The organism is Methylophaga sp. (genome assembly GCF_009711715.1).
Classification (GTDB): Bacteria; Pseudomonadota; Gammaproteobacteria; order Nitrosococcales; family Methylophagaceae; genus Methylophaga.
This window is the reverse complement of record NZ_VENF01000013.1, coordinates 33,528-49,752: the sequence shown is the minus strand read 5'-3', so window position 1 is coordinate 49,752 and position 16,225 is coordinate 33,528. Positions and strand designations below refer to the sequence as shown.

General features: G+C 50.6%; 18 protein-coding genes and 1 pseudogene. 7 read left to right on the top strand and 12 right to left on the bottom strand.

Annotated elements, in window-relative coordinates:
• Positions 1–38 precede the first annotated feature (38 nt).
• A complete protein-coding gene (locus FH755_RS10415; protein WP_292441055.1) occupies positions 39–614 on the top strand; it encodes a BON domain-containing protein in 576 nt (191 codons plus the stop codon).
• A 51-nt stretch (positions 615–665) separates the two neighbouring features.
• On the opposite strand, the gene hemJ is transcribed toward FH755_RS10415, so the two are convergent.
• Positions 666–1,091 carry a protoporphyrinogen oxidase HemJ gene (gene hemJ, locus FH755_RS10410; protein ID WP_292441054.1) on the bottom strand — a complete coding sequence of 142 codons (426 nt, stop codon included), beginning with the start codon at positions 1,089–1,091 and terminating at the stop codon, positions 666–668.
• Positions 1,092–1,151: 60 nt separating this feature from the next.
• Between hemJ and FH755_RS10405 the strand changes: the two genes are divergently transcribed.
• Positions 1,152–1,535 carry a PilZ domain-containing protein gene (locus tag FH755_RS10405; RefSeq protein ID WP_292441053.1) on the top strand — a complete coding sequence of 128 codons (384 nt, stop codon included), beginning with the start codon at positions 1,152–1,154 and terminating at the stop codon, positions 1,533–1,535.
• On the opposite strand, the gene radA is transcribed toward FH755_RS10405, so the two are convergent.
• The 9 genes and pseudogenes from radA to FH755_RS10360 all read right to left on the bottom strand — a co-directional run bounded on the left by radA (position 1,532) and on the right by FH755_RS10360 (position 9,293).
• Positions 1,532–2,926 (bottom strand): DNA repair protein RadA, encoded by a 1,395-nt coding sequence (radA, locus tag FH755_RS10400; RefSeq protein WP_292441052.1) that lies wholly within the window; start codon positions 2,924–2,926, stop codon positions 1,532–1,534. The genes FH755_RS10405 and radA overlap by 4 nt on opposite strands.
• Positions 2,919–4,004, bottom strand: a complete 1,086-nt coding sequence (gene alr, locus FH755_RS10395) for an alanine racemase (protein WP_292441051.1) — start codon at positions 4,002–4,004, stop codon at positions 2,919–2,921. The genes radA and alr overlap by 8 nt, the downstream gene beginning before the upstream one ends.
• Positions 4,005–4,006: 2 nt before the next feature.
• Positions 4,007–5,419: a replicative DNA helicase gene (dnaB, locus tag FH755_RS10390; protein ID WP_292441050.1), complete on the bottom strand. Its 1,413-nt coding sequence runs from the start codon at positions 5,417–5,419 to the stop codon at positions 4,007–4,009.
• 278 nt (positions 5,420–5,697) lie between these two features.
• A pseudogene (rplI, locus tag FH755_RS10385) lies at positions 5,698–6,141 on the bottom strand (50S ribosomal protein L9); the annotation flags it as partial.
• 48 nt (positions 6,142–6,189) lie between these two features.
• A complete protein-coding gene (locus FH755_RS10380; protein ID WP_292441049.1) occupies positions 6,190–7,074 on the bottom strand; it encodes a DUF2232 domain-containing protein in 885 nt (294 codons plus the stop codon).
• 68 nt (positions 7,075–7,142) lie between these two features.
• On the bottom strand, positions 7,143–7,370 hold the full coding sequence (gene rpsR / locus FH755_RS10375) for a 30S ribosomal protein S18 (RefSeq protein WP_007146026.1): 228 nt from the start codon (positions 7,368–7,370) through the stop codon (positions 7,143–7,145).
• 29 nt (positions 7,371–7,399) lie between these two features.
• A complete protein-coding gene (rpsF, locus tag FH755_RS10370) occupies positions 7,400–7,738 on the bottom strand; it encodes a 30S ribosomal protein S6 (RefSeq protein ID WP_292441048.1) in 339 nt (112 codons plus the stop codon).
• Between the two features lie 111 nt (positions 7,739–7,849).
• Positions 7,850–8,590: a 23S rRNA (guanosine(2251)-2'-O)-methyltransferase RlmB gene (gene rlmB / locus FH755_RS10365; protein WP_292441126.1), complete on the bottom strand. Its 741-nt coding sequence runs from the start codon at positions 8,588–8,590 to the stop codon at positions 7,850–7,852.
• Positions 8,591–8,618: 28 nt separating this feature from the next.
• Positions 8,619–9,293: an OmpA family protein gene (locus tag FH755_RS10360; RefSeq protein WP_292441047.1), complete on the bottom strand. Its 675-nt coding sequence runs from the start codon at positions 9,291–9,293 to the stop codon at positions 8,619–8,621.
• 91 nt (positions 9,294–9,384) lie between these two features.
• Here FH755_RS10360 and moaB point away from each other — a divergent pair, with 91 nt between their 5' ends.
• The 5 genes from moaB (at position 9,385) to FH755_RS10335 (ending at position 13,199) form a co-directional block, all read left to right on the top strand.
• On the top strand, positions 9,385–9,900 hold the full coding sequence (gene moaB, locus FH755_RS10355; protein WP_292441046.1) for a molybdenum cofactor biosynthesis protein B: 516 nt from the start codon (positions 9,385–9,387) through the stop codon (positions 9,898–9,900).
• Positions 9,900–10,145 carry a glutaredoxin family protein gene (locus FH755_RS10350; protein WP_292441045.1) on the top strand — a complete coding sequence of 82 codons (246 nt, stop codon included), beginning with the start codon at positions 9,900–9,902 and terminating at the stop codon, positions 10,143–10,145. Before moaB ends, FH755_RS10350 begins: the two co-directional genes overlap by 1 nt.
• Before the next feature lie 69 nt (positions 10,146–10,214).
• Positions 10,215–11,108 (top strand): alpha/beta hydrolase, encoded by an 894-nt coding sequence (locus tag FH755_RS10345; RefSeq protein ID WP_292441044.1) that lies wholly within the window; start codon positions 10,215–10,217, stop codon positions 11,106–11,108.
• A 44-nt stretch (positions 11,109–11,152) separates the two neighbouring features.
• Positions 11,153–12,298, top strand: coding sequence for a ribonuclease D (gene rnd / locus FH755_RS10340; RefSeq protein WP_292441043.1), 1,146 nt, complete (start codon positions 11,153–11,155; stop codon positions 12,296–12,298).
• Positions 12,299–12,302: 4 nt separating this feature from the next.
• Positions 12,303–13,199 carry a carbohydrate kinase family protein gene (locus FH755_RS10335; RefSeq protein ID WP_292441042.1) on the top strand — a complete coding sequence of 299 codons (897 nt, stop codon included), beginning with the start codon at positions 12,303–12,305 and terminating at the stop codon, positions 13,197–13,199.
• A gap of 14 nt (positions 13,200–13,213) precedes the next feature.
• Here the strand turns inward: FH755_RS10335 and FH755_RS10330 are convergent, their stop codons facing one another.
• Positions 13,214–15,031: a hypothetical protein gene (locus FH755_RS10330; RefSeq protein ID WP_292441041.1), complete on the bottom strand. Its 1,818-nt coding sequence runs from the start codon at positions 15,029–15,031 to the stop codon at positions 13,214–13,216.
• On the bottom strand, positions 15,021–16,220 hold the full coding sequence (locus FH755_RS10325; protein ID WP_292441040.1) for a hypothetical protein: 1,200 nt from the start codon (positions 16,218–16,220) through the stop codon (positions 15,021–15,023). The genes FH755_RS10330 and FH755_RS10325 overlap by 11 nt, the downstream gene beginning before the upstream one ends.
• Positions 16,221–16,225 lie beyond the last annotated feature (5 nt).

The following is a 16,225-nucleotide window of genomic DNA, read 5'->3' as shown; positions in this document are numbered from 1 at the left end:
AGCAACAATAAACAACTTCTAATTGAGGATTGCTCAGTATGATTAAGTTAAAAAATCTTGCCTGGCTGGCTGTCCCTGTCCTGTTGATTCAGGGCTGTGCGCCTGCCGTTGTCGGTGGCGCTGCCACCGGGGCCGCCGTCGCCTATGACCGGCGCACAACAGGAACGGTAATCGATGATCAGGGTATTGAGTTCAAAGCGGCCTATGCGCTGTTTGACAACAAGGAAATCTACGACCAGAGTCATATCAACGTCACCAGTTTCAATGGCGTGGTATTGCTGACCGGTGAGACGCCAAGTGAATCACTGAAGCAGAAAGCGACTGCCGAGGTCAAACAGATTCCTAAAGTCAGACGGATTCATAATGAACTGGCGATAGCGGCGCCCAGTGCCCTGCCCTCACGCAGCACCGATACCTGGATTACTTCCAAAATCAAAGCCAAAATGGCGACCGATGAGCATATTGATCCCTTTCATATCAAGGTCGTGACTGAGCGCGGTATCGTTTATCTGCTCGGGCTGGTCAGCCGCGCTGAAGCCCAGCAGGCGGTCAACCTGGTGACAAATACCGCCGGTGTTCAACGCGTGGTTAAAATCTTTGAGTACACCGATTAAGCCTAATGCTGATCACGAAAAAGGCTCCCGAGGGAGCCTTTTTTATTGCTGTCAGAAGGGTTTAACCACAGCCAGAATTATCACCGCGATTAACAGTAAAACCGGGAATTCATTAAACCAGCGGTAGAAGCGGTGACTGCGCTGATTATTGTCAGCAGCGAATTGTCTGAGCATGCGGCCGCAGATTCCATGATAGGCAAATAACAGAATCACCAGCGTCAGTTTGGCATGCAGCCAGCCCATCGAGGCAATCTGCTCCAGCGAATAAAAACTCAACAGCCAGAGACCGAATATCAGGGTCAACACCGCACTGGGAGTCATGATGCCGCGGTAGAGTTTACGCTCCATGATTTTAAAGCGTGCATTTCCTGCCTCATCCTCACAGAGAGCATGATAAACAAACAGCCGGGGCAGATAAAACATGGCCGAGAACCAGGTCACGATAAATATCAGATGGAAGGCTTTAACCCACAGCATCACTTACTCCTGTGTCGAAAACAGTGATAGTATCAAATGAAGCTAACGGGGAGTGGACAAATGACCGATCACGCAACACAGGAAAGACGTCGTTTCAGCCGCATTCCATTTGATGCCGTCGCCCATATCAACACTGATGACGGCGATGAGTTTCTTAATTGCACGGTGCTGGATGTGTCATTGAAAGGGCTGCTAATCGTCAAGCCGGGCCAATGGCAGTCGCGGCTGGGTCAGGCCTGTGTGGTGGATTTGCTGCTGGAGCAGGGTCAAGTGGTTATTGAGATGCATGCGACTGTCGCGCATATTGACGAAGGCACGATCGGTTTTGAATCACATGAAATCGATCTGGACAGCATTACCCATCTGAAAAGGTTGATGGAACTCAATCTCGGCGACGAAGGCCTGTTACATCGTGAGCTTTCAGCCCTGATAGAAAAGCACTAACCGGTTGCGTCTCTTAAGGCATTGATCACCTCTGACAGGTGTCTGACTGGCGTCACCTTAATCTCTTTACTCGCTTTACGCGGTGCATTGGCGGCGGGCACAATTGCGTGTGAAAAACCATGCTTACCGGCATCTCGAATTCGCTCTTCACCGGCCTGCACAGGACGGATTTCACCGGTCAGCCCGACTTCGCCGAACAGGACCCAGTCTCGGGGTAAGGCGCGGTTTCTCAAGCTGGAAATAATCGCTGCCAGTACCGCCAAATCGGCACCGGTTTCACTCAATTTGACGCCACCGACCACATTGATGAACACATCCTGGTCGTGACAGGTAATGCCGCCATGCCGGTGAAGGATCGCCAGCAGCATCGCCAGCCGGTTCTGTTCCAGCCCTACCGTCACGCGTCGCGGATTACCCAGCGGACTACTGTCAACCAAAGCCTGAACTTCAACCAGCATCGGCCGGCTGCCCTCGCGAATGACGGTCACCACACTGCCCGGCACCGCTTCCTCGCCCCGTGTCAGAAAAATCGCTGACGGGTTGCTGACTTCTTTCAGACCCAGTTCCGTCATCCCGAACACACCCAGTTCATTGACGGCGCCAAAGCGGTTTTTCACCGCCCGCAGAATACGGAAACGGGTTGAGGTATCGCCTTCAAAATACAAGACGGTGTCCACCATATGTTCCAGTACCCGCGGCCCCGCCAGTGCCCCCTGCTTGGTGACATGGCCGACCAGGATCATCGTGGTGCCACTGGATTTGGCATAGCGAACCAGTTGCGCTGCGCTCTCACGTACCTGGGCAACTGTGCCCGGTGCCGACTGCAGTTGCTCAGTAAAAACGGTCTGAATCGAGTCAATGACCATGACCTGAGGTTTACGTTGCTCGGCAGTGGCAACCATCTGCTCGGCATGCGTTTCAGCCAGCAACTCCAGTGGTGCCTGTTCCAGTTGCAGTCTTTCAGCACGCAGCCGTATTTGCTGCAGAGACTCTTCACCACTGATATAAAGCGGTTTAATACCGCTGCTGTCAGCCATGGTGGCCATCGCCTGCAACAGCAGTGTCGATTTACCGATACCCGGATCACCGCCTATCAACACGACCGAACCGGTGACCAGGCCACCACCCAGGACACGGTCCAATTCAGGTAAGCCGGTGGTCCATCGAACCGCCTGCTCGGATTTAACCTCGGACAGTGCCTGTACCTGTTTTTTCTGTTCGCCGGCATAGCCGGTATGACGCTGAATTGAAGCCTGGGTAGCCGAGGACGCGCCCGGCTGAATTTCTTCAGTGAGGCTGTTCCAAGCACCGCAATCATTGCAGCGCCCTGCCCATTGCGGTGTCTGTGCGCCACATTCCTTGCAGACATAGATTCGTTTTACTTTAGCCATCTGACAGTTCCCTCTGTACCCGAGGACAAATAACCGTGACCAGCTCGTAGGGAATAGTGCCGGCCAGTTCAGCCAGTTGTTCGACGGGCAGTTCCGCTTTACCCCAGAGAATGACCTCATCGCCAACGACAGCCTGCTCAAAATCATTGAGGTTAAGACAAATGGTATCCATCGACACACGTCCCACCACAGGCGCTTTCTGCCCGCGCAGTAATACCTCGGCTTTATTCGACAGATGGCGAGTGTAGCCATCACCATAGCCGATACTGGCAACTCCGATGCGAGTGGGCACTTCAGCGGTCCAGTCGCCGCCGTAACCGACCTCTTCACCGGCATCGATATCATAAACAGCAATCAGCCGGGTTTTGAGCTGCATCACAGGTTCAAGCTCCAATTGCGGACCGGTTTTATCGTCAAACGGTGAAACACCATAAAGCATCAGGCCGGGTCGAACCCAGTCCAGATGAGATTCCGGATAAGCTATCACAGCGGCAGAGTTGGCCAGACAAACCGCCAATCCGGTTTCTTGCCGTAAAGCCCGCATCGGTGCCAGTTGCTGCTGATTGCGTTTATCCCCCACCAGATCGGAATTGGCAAAATGACTCATCAGCCCGATTTCACCACTGAGATTGTCGCAGGCTTTTAGCATGGTCAATGCAGCCGGGGCCTGTTCAGGTGTGATCCCGAGTCGATGCATGCCGCTGTCGATCATCAGCCAGTTAAACTGAAGTGGTTTTGGTAACGTTATGGTCTGCAGTAATTGAATCTGACTGTGCAGATGAATTACCGGGGAAAGTTGGTAGTTTGCCGCAGCGGTAAAGTCAGCTTCCGTATTGACGCCCTCAAGCAATACAATCGGCTTTTCAATACCCTGCTGGCGCAGGTGAATACCTTCACTGAGTCTGGCAACGGCAAAGGCATCACTGTCCGCCAGTGCTTCAGCTACCGCGATGACGCCATGCCCGTAAGCATCCGCCTTAATCACGCTCATCACCTGACTGTTCGGTGCCAAAGCACGAACACGAGCAAGGTTATGTCGTAAAGCAGCCAGATTGATGGAAGCGACGGGAAACGCCAAGATTATTCTCCGTCGTAACCCATTTGATCATCGTAATAGCTGGGGGCGAAATTCTCGAAACGGGTATATTTACCCTGGAACGTCAGCGCGACAGAGCCAATGGGACCGTTACGCTGCTTACCGATAATAATCTCGGCCTTACCCTTGTCGGCGGAGTCTTCATTATAGACTTCGTCGCGGTAAATAAACACGATAAGGTCAGCGTCCTGCTCAATCGCACCAGACTCACGCAGATCCGACATTACGGGACGTTTGTTGGGACGTTGTTCCAGGCTACGGTTAAGCTGCGACAGGGCGATTAAAGGTACTTCCAGTTCTTTGGCCAGCGCTTTAAGGGAACGCGAAATCTCTGAGATTTCGGTAGCCCGGTTTTCATTCGCTTTACCGGCATTGCCCTGCATCAGCTGCAGATAATCGATTACGATCAGACTCAGACCATGTTCGCGCTTAAGGCGACGTGCACGGGCACGCAGCTCGGTCGGTGACAGGGCCGGCGTATCATCGATAAACAAGGGGGCTTCATTAAGCAAAGCAATCGCCGAAGTCAGCCGTGGCCAATCATCATCATTGAGTTTGCCTGTACGCAGACGGTGCTGATCAATACGGCCGAGGGATGACAGCATCCGCATCGCCAGGGCATCAGCGGGCATCTCCATACTGAAGACGGCCACCGGCTTTTTGCTGTGAATCGCACCGTTCTCGGCAATATTCATGGCAAAGGTGGTTTTACCCATCGACGGACGGCCGGCAACGATGATCAGATCGGCAGGCTGCAGACCTGAAGTCTGTTCATCGAAATCAATAAATCCAGTTGGCAGACCAGTAATCGAGCTGTCCTGCTCAAACAGGGAATCGATACGATCAACCACCTTGCTGAGTACGTCCTTAACCTGAACGAAGCCGCCACCTCGCTTGGCTCCTTTTTCGGCAATCTCGAAGACGTAACGCTCGGCGATATCGAGCATTTCTTCCTTGGTCATGCCCTCCGGTTTGAAGGCCATATTGGAAATGCTGTTACCGACCTTAATCAGTTGGCGCAGAATCGCCCGTTCGCGAACTATTTCAGCGTAGGCGCTGATATTGGCAGCACTGGGGGTATTGCGGGCCAGCATGCCCAGATAAGCGAGTTCACCGACCTGATCCAGCTCACCGCGCTTGTCATGCCATTCCGCGAGGGTAATGACATCAACCGGCTGTGACTGCTCCATCAACTGGGCAATCGCACGGAAAATCAACTGGTGATCGTGACGATAGAAATCCTGCTCGACGAGGACGTCTGCCACATGTTCCCAGGCACCGTTGTCAAGCATCAGGCCGCCCAGTACAGATTGCTCGGCTTCAACGGAATGCGGCGGGACTTTCAGGGCCTCTGTGGCGGTATCCTTGAACGATTCTGGATAACTGATTTCTTCCACAGTGCCACCTAAACCCGATTAAGAAAGAGACAAAATACAACTCAGAACTGAGTTGGAAGTTTAGCAGAAAACAGGACCGGGCAAACCCGGTCCTGATACTTTCAGCATCAAACTAAGCTGTTGGAATCAGTCCAGGCCTTTTCTGGAGCTGACTGAAGCCACAGCTGTCAGCATTAAGCGTCTTCTTGAGCTTTAGCAATGGCTTCTGCTTCATCACGAGCCGCATCACGTGCTTTTCTCGCTTCTTCTGCTTCAGCGCGTGCCTGCAGTTCAGCTTCTGAAGTGACGGTCACTTTGACTGTCACAACCACGTCGGCGTGCAGCTGAATATCAATGTTGTATTCACCTGTGTGACGCAGCGGACCGGTCGGCAGGCGCACTTCATTGCGATCGACTTCAGCACCGGCAGCATTCAGCGCATCAGCGATGTCTGCAGCAGTAATGGAACCGAACAGTTTACCTTCCACACCAGCGTTAGCCATGATGTTCAGCTCACCGGCAGCATCCAGTTTCGATTTACGGTTTTCTGCTTCCGCCAGAACTTTCGCCGCAGCAGCTTCCAGTTCAGCACGGCGTGCTTCAAATTTTTCTCTGTTAAGCTTGGTGGCAGGCAGTGCTTTACCGGTTGGTACCAGGAAATTGCGGCCATAGCCGGATTTAACGGTGACTTCATCACCCAGGCTACCAAGCTTTTGAACTTTTTCTAGCAAAATTACTTGCATCGTTCTACCCTCATTCGCAGTCAAAGACTGCTTATTCAAAACTCCGCATTACTCGACTTTAGAGCGTTTGCGGAAATTAAACCACTGATCTAAAACACCTAAGGTTGCCAGCATCATTACCATTTGCGGCAGCATCAACACCAACAGTACATACATTGTCACCAGCCAGGCTTTGCTTTTCTGTCTGTACTTCACTATCGCATGCACGATAGCGAGGCCCTGCATCCCGAAAGCCACCAGCATCACCGGCAAGCAATCTGCCAGCAATCTCAGCGAATCGCTGAGAGGTGTCAATGTCAGCCCCATCAGCAGCGCGGTCAGAATGGCAGCCGGTCGCCCCAGTTGCAGCTCTCTGAACTCATCGCCGAAAGCGCCCGGATTAAACAACTGTGACTGCCAGGCGCGACCGATAATCAAACCGATAACAGCATTAAAAGTGACACCGGCCGCAATCAGCCCGGTCATCATTGTCGCCAGGTTGTCTGTCATTTCGGCTGTTTCAGCTTGACCCAGTTGCCAGCCGGGTTGTTCACTAAGCGAAGCCATGAAGGGTTCGATCATCTCCCGCCACCAGCCTGTCAGATCCGGCACCAGCAAATGCAGCAACAGGATGGTCAGTATCCCCAGCCCGCTTGACGCCAGCACTGCTGTCGCCAGAGAACGGGTAAACCCCAGTGCCAGTGTTGCCAGAAAGACCGGCAGCCAACTGGTCAGCAGGATTAAACCGGCCACCCAGGGTTGTCCCAACATGAACCAGGCCAACAGCGTGAACACCACCAGCGTGGCGGTCACGACTTTAGCCCCTTCACCGGGCCCCATTCGCAGGGTTGTCAGCGCAATGACGCCACTCGCAAGATAATTCAGCGGTGGCAGCATCATTGCTGCTGCAGACAGCAGCGCCGCAGCGACGCCCGCTTGCCATCTGCCCTGCATAGCAAAATCTGCAATTCCTCGCAGCATGATAATGAACTAACGTTAATCAGGTGTTTGAATCAACTGAATTACTTGTGCATGTCGCAGTAAGGCAACAATGCCAGGAAACGCGCACGCTTCACACAAGTAGACAGCTGGCGTTGGTAACGCGCTTTGGTACCTGTGATACGGCTGGGTACGATTTTTCCTGTTTCAGTGATGTAATTTTTGAGCAAATTTACATCTTTATAGTCGATTTGCTTAATACCTTCAGCGGTAAAGCGACAAAATTTTCTACGTCTAAAAAAACGAGCCATTGTGATTCTCCTAAATAGTCAACGCAGCCTTAAGCTGATTTTTTATCTTCTTCTTTTTGCATCATGGGTGACGGTTCAGTAACCGCTTCGTCCATGTTGACAACCAGATGACGGATAACAGCATCGTTGAAACGGAATGCCGTGGTGACTTCGTTGAGTTGTTCAACGTCGCACTCGACATTCATCAGAACGTAGTGAGCTTTGTGCACTTTATTGATGGGATAAGCCAGCTGGCGACGACCCCAATCTTCCTGACGGTGGATGGTACCGCCCTGGCTTGTCAGCGTTTGTGTATAACGCTCGATCATGCCGGGGACTTGCTCGCTCTGATCAGGGTGGACCAGAAACACGATTTCGTAATGTCTCATTAGAGCTCCTCACGGTTTAAACAGCTTTATGGTCGAACCACAAAGCAAGGAGTTTTTGCCTCATGACAATATCAAAGGCAATTTATTATTTTACTTGATTTTTTCTGCCACTCACAAGTGGCGTTGACGATAAGCTTCGAACAGGCAGACACCGGCCGCGACAGAAACATTCAGGCTCTCAGCCTCACCCCGCATCGGGATATAAATCACTTCATCGCAGTTTTCGCGGGTAAGGCGGCGGATTCCCTTGCCTTCTGCACCGAGGACAATCGCCACCGGCCCTTTCAGATCGACCTCAAACACACTGTGTTCGGCACCACCAGAAGTGCCGACCAGCCAGACACCAAGTTCCTGCAGATCTTTCATCAGCCGGGAAAGATTGGTGATCTGCGCAAACGGCACCCGTTCTGCAGCACCACTCGAGATTTTCACAGCCGTGGCCGTCAGTCCTGAAGCCCGGTCTTTGGGCGCAACGACAGCATGAACGCCGGCCGCTTCAGCGGTACGCAGGCAGGCCCCGAGGTTGTGCGGGTCCTGCACGCCATCCAAGATCAACAAAAAAGCTGGCTCAGACAGGTTCTCAACCAGCTCGAGCAAGCCTTTTTCATCGAGACTTTCCAGCGGTTTGCAGCGAGCAGCACAGCCCTGATGCTGAACTTCCGGTGCAATCTTATCGAGGGTTTCCCGCTCAGCTTTATGCACCACAACGCCCTGCTCTCCGGCTGCATTGAGTATGGCATCGACCCGCTGATCATGACGCTCGGCGGCAAGCCATATTTCCTTGATTCTGCTGACCGGCACATCCAGCGCGGCCTGCACGGCGTGCAGGCCATAAATGATATCCGGGTCAATTGCTTTATGTGATGCCGTTTTAGCTGGTTTACGGCGCTTGGTAGGCTTCAGATTCCTGCCCTTCTACAATCGGTTTAACAAACAGTTCAACACGGCGGTTGAGCTGACGGCCGGCTTCGGTTTCATTGGTGGCCCGTGGTTCCAGTTCACCGCGGCCTGTGGCATACAGGCGACTACGCTCGACACCATGAGAAGCCAGATAATCGGCGACTGACTGAGCACGACGCTCGGAAAGACGCTGATTGTAGCTTTCGGAGCCGACACTGTCAGTATGACCAACCACATGAATCACTGTTTTCGGATAACGCTGCAGTACATCAGCTACCTTATTCAATGTCGGGGTGAAGGCTGATTTGAGCGAAGCACTGTCGAAATCAAATGAGACTTCACTGGCGATGTCGATTTTCAATGTTTCATTTTCAAGCTGCTGGATTTGCAATTCATTTCTGGCCTGCTCGTCTGCCAGCGCCTGCTCGAATTCTCTTTGTTGATTGTCCATGTAGCGACCGACACCCGCACCGGCAAGGGCACCAACAGCCGCTCCGGCTACGACGCCACCGGTACCGTCATCGACGGCATATCCCAGTAAAGCACCTGCAGCGGCACCGACAGCAGCGCCTGTTTTCGTTCTTTTGTTGGGATCATCGGCAGCACACCCGGTGAGTGCGGCTGCAATCAAGGTCGCCAATACAAATTTTTTCATTTTGAATCCTCCATGTTTTGTCAGCATTCTAGACCCTTGTCATGATGGTGACTATACTGGGTTTGACCTGTAGAAAATGAGACTCATGCAAATGAATGCGGAATTCATTCCCGTTAACATCGCTATTTTGACAGTATCCGATAGCCGTACGTTTGACAACGATACCTCTGGTAAAGTGCTTGAGGACCGTGCCAGAGCAGATGGGCATCATATCGTCGACAGACAGATTGTACCGGACGATGTTTATCAGATCCGTGCCATTGTGTCGCAATGGATCGCTCATCCTGAGATCAACGTCATCGTCACCACCGGCGGTACTGGTCTGACCGGTCGTGACGGTACACCGGAAGCAGTCAAAGTGTTATTTGATAAAGAGATTGAAGGCTTCGGTGAATTGTTTCGTTACCTTTCTTATCAGGTCATCAAAACCTCGACCGTGCAATCACGGGCCACTGCCGGAGTGGCGAATGCCACCTTTATTTTCTGTTTGCCCGGTTCCTCCGGTGCCTGTCGCACCGGATGGGATGAAATCCTCCACGAACAACTGGATAAACGACACAAACCCTGCAATTTTGTCGAGTTAATGCCGCGTTTACTGGAAAAATAATGCAGATCATTTTGTTTACCACTGAAGGCTGCCATCTTTGTGAGCAGGCACACGAACTACTGCTGGATATTGCCGATCAACAGCCGTTAGACATCGTGTTGCGCGAAATCGGTGACGATGACGATTTAGTCGCCCGTTATGGCATTCGCATTCCGGTGGTACGATTCCCTGATCAGCGTGAACTGGACTGGCCTTTCAGCCAGGCTGATGTAGAAACAATTATTTCCAGAGAAATCAATAAATAAGGCGACTTCACAGGAACTTCACCCGACTCGAATAACTCTTAAAATGATAAGAGTATTCGGAGTTCAGGTATGCCTATTAGAGCCCTTCAACTTGCGCTGTTTCTGTTCACAGCAGTATTGATACATTCAGCCAAGGCTGGTCAGTTCCCCCCTATTCCAGGGAAACGCTACGATGTGGGTGGTTACAGCATACACATGCTCTGCCGTGGCCAGGGCGAACCCACGGTGATTATCGATGCGGGTTTGGGTGATGACTCAACAGACTGGTTTGAAATCCAGAATCACACAGCTGTTGAGACCCGCGTCTGCGTATTTGATCGACCGGGCTACGGTTGGAGTGATGCGGGCCCCCAGCCGCGCGACAGTCTTCGAATTTCTCATGAAATTGAAAAACTCATCCAGAAATCAAATATCCCTGGCCCCTTCGTGCTGGTAGGTCACTCATTCGGCGGCTATAACATTCGTGTCTTCGCAGCCCAGAATCCGAGCAAGATTGCGGGAATGGTATTGGTCGACGCTTCACATGAAAAACAATACGAAATCCTTGACATCAATTTACCCAAGCACTTCGACAGGAAGGGCAATATTCTTGTTCTGCCTAAATTCAAAGACTCTGAATCTGTACTGGACAAGCACCGAGTGCTCCGCGAGCGAGCCTTCCATGCTGCACGGGCTGAAATTTCATCTCTGTATGAAAGCGCCAAACAAGTCCAGCAATATGATGATCTCCCTGCGATTCCACTTATCGTGATCAGCCGTGGCCGCTCTGAGTGGATGGGTAAAAAAGATGCAGCGTCACGAGAAAAGGTCTGGATGCGCCTGCAACATGACTTATGGAAGCTTTCTCCCATCAGTCAGCAGATATTTGCCAAACACAGCGGGCATGATATTCACCTCGATCAACCCGAGGTTGTGGTCTCTGCCATCAACGATGTGGTTGCCATGAGTCGGGTTATGAATTGATTCTTAAACTGGCTATACTGTGTCCCTTTTGCAGAGCGCAGTAGATGACCATTCAGTACGTGGATACCAATGAAAGCCTGACAGACTTATGCCGGCAGCTTGCGGGCAGCCAGTGGCTTGCCGTTGATACCGAGTTTCACCGTGAAAAGACTTACTATCCTGAGCTGTGCCTGATTCAGATTGCCAACGACGAAGTGATAGCCTGCGTCGACCCCCTGGCGATTGATGATCTCACTCCCCTGCTGGACTTGTTTTACCGGGATGACATCACGCTGGTGTTTCATGCAGCCCGCCAGGATCTGGAACTGTTTTTCCTATTGCGAAACAGCCTACCACCACATGTTTTTGACACTCAGCTGGCTGCCACCGTGCTTGGTTATGGCGATCAGATTGGCTACGGTAACCTGGTCAAACAATGCCTTGATGTCGAACTCGACAAAGCCCATGCCCGCACCGACTGGCGCCAGCGGCCATTATCAAGCGAGCAGCTGGAATATGCGGCTGATGATGTCCGTTATCTGCGCATGCTGTATCACCAGCTCACCGATAAGCTGACGGAGACTGGCCGCACCAGCTGGCTCAAAGAGGATTTTGCAGTCTTATCCGCGGTTAAAACCTATGAAGAAGATCCCAACAAGAGTTGGCTTCGAATTAAAGGTGCCGGGCGTCTTAAACCTTCACAGTTAGCGATCCTGCAACAACTCGGCGCCTGGCGTGAGCAACGGGCTATCAAACACAATCTACCGAGAAGGTGGGTCTTGAAAGATGAGGTGATGCTCGATCTGGCCAGATTCGCTCCCAGTTCAGCAGAGGGCATGAAGAAAATCCGCGGGATGGAGCAGAGAGACATTGATCGCCATGGTAAAGCCGTGCTGGAGGCGATTGAGAAAGGCAAGGCCGTTCCGAAGTCTGAATGGCCGGTTATTAAACGACCAACCCCGCTGACAAACCAGCAGGATGCCGTTGTCGATGCCCTGATGGCCTTACTCCGTCAGCGCTGTGATGAACAAAACATCACGCCGGTAGCCGTTGCCGGCCGTAAAGATGTTGAGGCACTGGTCAGAGGTGAAGACACGCCGCTTCAACAAGGCTGGCGACATGAAATCGTCGGTCAGCAACTGGAAGATTTTCTTAACGGCAAGCTCAGCCTGAGCGGCTCACTCGAACAACTCGAAATTCAACAAAGGTAACAATATGTCAGCTTTGATTTGTGGCTCATTCGCCTACGACAGCATTATGGTTTTCCCGGACCAGTTCAAGAACCATATCCTGCCGGATAAAGTACATATGCTGAATGTGGCTTTTCTGGTTCCTGAACTTCGTAAAGAATTCGGTGGCTGTGCTGGCAATATTGCCTACAACCTCAAATTGCTCGGCGATGAACCCGTACCTATGGGCACTGTCGGTACCGACTTCGGTCCCTATGCCGAGTGGATGGATCAGAACGGCATCAGCCGCAAACATGTTCATGTCAAGGAAGGTCACTACACCGCTCAGGCGTTCATCACCACCGACATGGATGACAACCAGATCACCGCTTTCCATCCCGGTGCGATGAACCTGGCTCATGAGACGCACATTTCAGAAGCTGACAACATCAAACTCGCGATAGTCGCCCCGGACGGCCGTGATGGCATGGTGCAACATGCCCAGCAACTCAAACAGGCCGGTATTCCATTTATCTTTGATCCGGGTCAGGGCTTACCGATGTTCAATGGCGACGAGTTGATGCAGTTTGCTGAACAGGCAACCTATATTGCTCTGAATGATTACGAAGCCCAGCTTTTTATGGATCGTACCGGCCTGCCTGAGGAAGAAGTTGCCCGTCATGTCGAAGCGTTGATTATTACCCGCGGTGCCCAGGGCTCTCATATCTTTACTGAGGGTAAAAGGATTGAAATTCCTTGTCAGAAGGCAGAGGCCGTCGTGGATCCGACTGGATGTGGCGATGCCTACCGTGCCGGTTTATTACACGGCATTCTGCACGGCAAAGACTGGGAAGAAACAGGTAGAATCGCAGCCATGATGGGCGCGGTTAAAATCGCCCATCATGGTACACAGAATCATTATTTCAACTATGAAGAAGAGTGACCCTATGCCCCTAATCAGGGAAAGTCTGTCGGCCACTCACAAGTGTCTATCCCAATAGTTTTGTTACAAACATCATAAGTGGTTGCCAAAGGTTTAGTCGAGCTGCCACCATGGATTGTTGCTGAAGTTTCTGGCCCCGAAGGAACAGCACATGCATACTTATCAGCTGTAGACTTAATATAACAGGTTCCGCCTTCAGATATATAAAGTCTCAGATCGTTGTTATCTCCGGTAATATCCTCAAGGATTGTCTGCGAAGGACCTGTCTCAGCCGAGTATTTATTCTCACTTGCCACAGTATTAGGTGAATTCAACACTCTAATAACTTCCCGCATTGCCAATGAGATATGTTTAGACGTATCTTCATCTAAGTTATACCCATCAAAGCTAGGGTTTCCCCCGGCAACAGTGAACAGAGTTTTATAACAATTTTCGTATGAGCCCGCTATGTTTCCACGTTCAACGATCAGGAAGTTATGATTAGAATAAGAGCGGTTGATACCTTCTGATGATTGAGTGATACCATCATCATTCATTCTTCGTGTGACATAGAGCCTCTTAGTAACAGGCAAATAGTAATCCTCTGGTGAGGCACTACCATTGGGATCATTGGTCAGTACATTGAGGGGGTTAGAGTAATCGGAGGTATCCTCTAAAAAACAAACCTTCTCACGACCACCGCCCTGAGAGTCCAAGCCCAGCAAACCAATATCGCCGAACTCTCCACCAGGCCCAACATTTCTAGATTCTATGTCAGCAACAGAAACATTGGTGGAGCAACCATTACCATTGGGGAAAGCACCTGTGCTAGCGTCAAAGTTACCAAGGCCATCACGTAAATCTGTGGGGGTTGTTGGAACTGCCTCACAGTTACCTGCGTATACACATTCGTAGTTCATCACATCCACAGAAGCACCATTAATTGTCTCAGTGGTTATTCCGGAGACATAGCAGGCATTGACATCACTGGATGTCCAAGCTACTCCTATATTTCCCAGCGTTCCCGTATTTGAATAAACTTTGCCTTTTGCCCTAAGTGGCACCCCACCGAAATGATTTTGTATATAACGACAGTTGTTATCTGACTCGCATACAAAAACTGCAATTACACCCTGATCCACAAAAAAATAGGATGTGTCATCTGTGGCGTAGTACCTTGAGTCTAGGGCGATTTGCTTGAGGGTGACATTAATGGTGTTGAGAACATTGCCTTCTGAATCAACTTCATCGACCTCGATCGCTATTTGCTTATCTGAACCCGGTGTTCCACTCACCACTTGGGAATTAGGGGCATTAAAAACATTTTCAGAAGCTACATCTTCTGAAGCATTTTGTCGTGGACTTGGCACCGCTGCCGTGCCCGCACTATCATCCGATGCAGCAAGAATACTTTTAGCAGGATCTATCCAAGCGATTTCTGAGACTGTAGCGACTTCTTGTTGATCTGTGTTAGGCCCCCATAGAACATTGACTTCAATTTGTTTCCTATTGGGTGCGCCAGTTAAAAATGGGGGTACCTCAGAAACGGTCCACGACCTAGCGAACGTGGCATTTGTACCATTTATTGTGTCGTTACCTGATGTAATCGCATTATGCTCTCCCAATTCAACTTTATTACGAAATTCTTCAACTTTTTGCTCAGCAAGTGAAATAGCTTCAGATCTAGCTTTTGTCTCGCCACTGGACTTGAGTAACTCCCCCTCAAAGGACGCCAGAGCAAGCAAACCTACAGCTACAATCACAACAGCAACAAGCACCTCAACGAGTCCTATGCCTCTCTGTCCTGCTAATCTATTACTAAGCATAGTCTTACCCTCCGGTTTACCAGTCACGCCAGGATCCACTCACAACAGCTGTTAAGCCTGGGAGTGGAGCACTGGCACCGGCTAAAAAATCTTTCCAATAGATTAGGTTCAATGTGCCGTTGCCATATACCGCAGAATCACCTGTAGGCACACCATCCCCTTCAACAATAGAAGTACCAACTACGTCTACAGTACCACCAACTCTCATTTCCCCCTTGACATACAAGAGCCCATGAATGCTGGCATTACCAGTAAATTGAAGGTCGCCATTAACAATAACAATAGCAGGATTGTCTATTGTCCCAATGTCGCCGCCAGAGAAATTTTGATCTCCCTCTATCCATATCAGCCCATCCTTACCATCAGCAAGAGACATGTCGTTGTAATTTTGGCCTATGTTAGAAGCTAAGTCTTCAATAGCGCCAGGATCATCGGTATTAAAAAATGTTGAAAAGAAGTCGGCTGCAGTCGCCGTATCCAGCGATGGATCGTCATCAATGATATCCAACCCGTTACCTAGGTTATTACTTGAGACAATCTGAGTGTTTATATCTGGATCAGCGTTTAGAAGGTCTGGGAGTGATAGATTGCCCGCAGCGTTGCTTTTTATGAATGTACTCATGGACGAGGAACTGCCAATAGTGACTTTGTCCCCTGACCATATATTAATATTGGTGTATCTATTTACAATGTTTGCAGTGCCGGTAAGAGCCACTTCTGATCTTGAAATTAATGGCATATCAGGCCCTTCATCAGCTAAAAGACTAATAGGGCCTACGCACTGTGTAATAGTCCTTCTAGCCAGTCCATCATCGCTAAACCCTGTGGCAACCAGCATCCCTTTTGACAGAGTGGGGGTTTCCCCTGCATCCACACACACCGTTCCTGCACTCGTATCATATTCCACCTGAGAGCTCAGAGTCAGGGGGCCGTATGTAGTATTCACATCAATATTCGGTGGAGTTACAGTATCCACATTACCGTCTGCATCCTGATCAAAACCGTAACTATCAAAGTAACTGACGCCATAGTCCATGGCATAATTTGCTGCGGTCACAGCTTGAGTAGTTCTGTTGTGGTCTGCGGTTAGTTCAGTCTCTACTAGTACGGTCCTGGCTGTGAATAGAGTCACAATCGTGATGGCAATCAACAGAATGGCAGCGACAACAATCGTGGCAGCCCCTCGCTGTTTATGTTTGAAAGATGGCTCTGTCATTCATC

What these genes read in the sequence shown, in the direction of transcription:
- moaB (WP_292441046.1), top strand. Translation starts at nt 9,385, where the DNA reads ATGAATGCGGAATTCATTCCCGTTAACATCGCTATTTTGACAGTATCC.
- FH755_RS10325 (WP_292441040.1), bottom strand. Translation starts at nt 16,220, where the DNA reads ATGACAGAGCCATCTTTCAAACATAAACAGCGAGGGGCTGCCACGATT.
- radA (WP_292441052.1), bottom strand. Translation starts at nt 2,926, where the DNA reads ATGGCTAAAGTAAAACGAATCTATGTCTGCAAGGAATGTGGCGCACAG.
- FH755_RS10405 (WP_292441053.1), top strand. Translation starts at nt 1,152, where the DNA reads ATGACCGATCACGCAACACAGGAAAGACGTCGTTTCAGCCGCATTCCA.
- hemJ (WP_292441054.1), bottom strand. Translation starts at nt 1,091, where the DNA reads ATGCTGTGGGTTAAAGCCTTCCATCTGATATTTATCGTGACCTGGTTC.
- FH755_RS10415 (WP_292441055.1), top strand. Translation starts at nt 39, where the DNA reads ATGATTAAGTTAAAAAATCTTGCCTGGCTGGCTGTCCCTGTCCTGTTG.
- FH755_RS10360 (WP_292441047.1), bottom strand. Translation starts at nt 9,293, where the DNA reads ATGAAAAAATTTGTATTGGCGACCTTGATTGCAGCCGCACTCACCGGG.
- FH755_RS10335 (WP_292441042.1), top strand. Translation starts at nt 12,303, where the DNA reads ATGTCAGCTTTGATTTGTGGCTCATTCGCCTACGACAGCATTATGGTT.
- FH755_RS10350 (WP_292441045.1), top strand. Translation starts at nt 9,900, where the DNA reads ATGCAGATCATTTTGTTTACCACTGAAGGCTGCCATCTTTGTGAGCAG.
- rnd (WP_292441043.1), top strand. Translation starts at nt 11,153, where the DNA reads ATGACCATTCAGTACGTGGATACCAATGAAAGCCTGACAGACTTATGC.
- rpsF (WP_292441048.1), bottom strand. Translation starts at nt 7,738, where the DNA reads ATGAGACATTACGAAATCGTGTTTCTGGTCCACCCTGATCAGAGCGAG.
- FH755_RS10345 (WP_292441044.1), top strand. Translation starts at nt 10,215, where the DNA reads ATGCCTATTAGAGCCCTTCAACTTGCGCTGTTTCTGTTCACAGCAGTA.
- FH755_RS10380 (WP_292441049.1), bottom strand. Translation starts at nt 7,074, where the DNA reads ATGCAGGGCAGATGGCAAGCGGGCGTCGCTGCGGCGCTGCTGTCTGCA.
- rpsR (WP_007146026.1), bottom strand. Translation starts at nt 7,370, where the DNA reads ATGGCTCGTTTTTTTAGACGTAGAAAATTTTGTCGCTTTACCGCTGAA.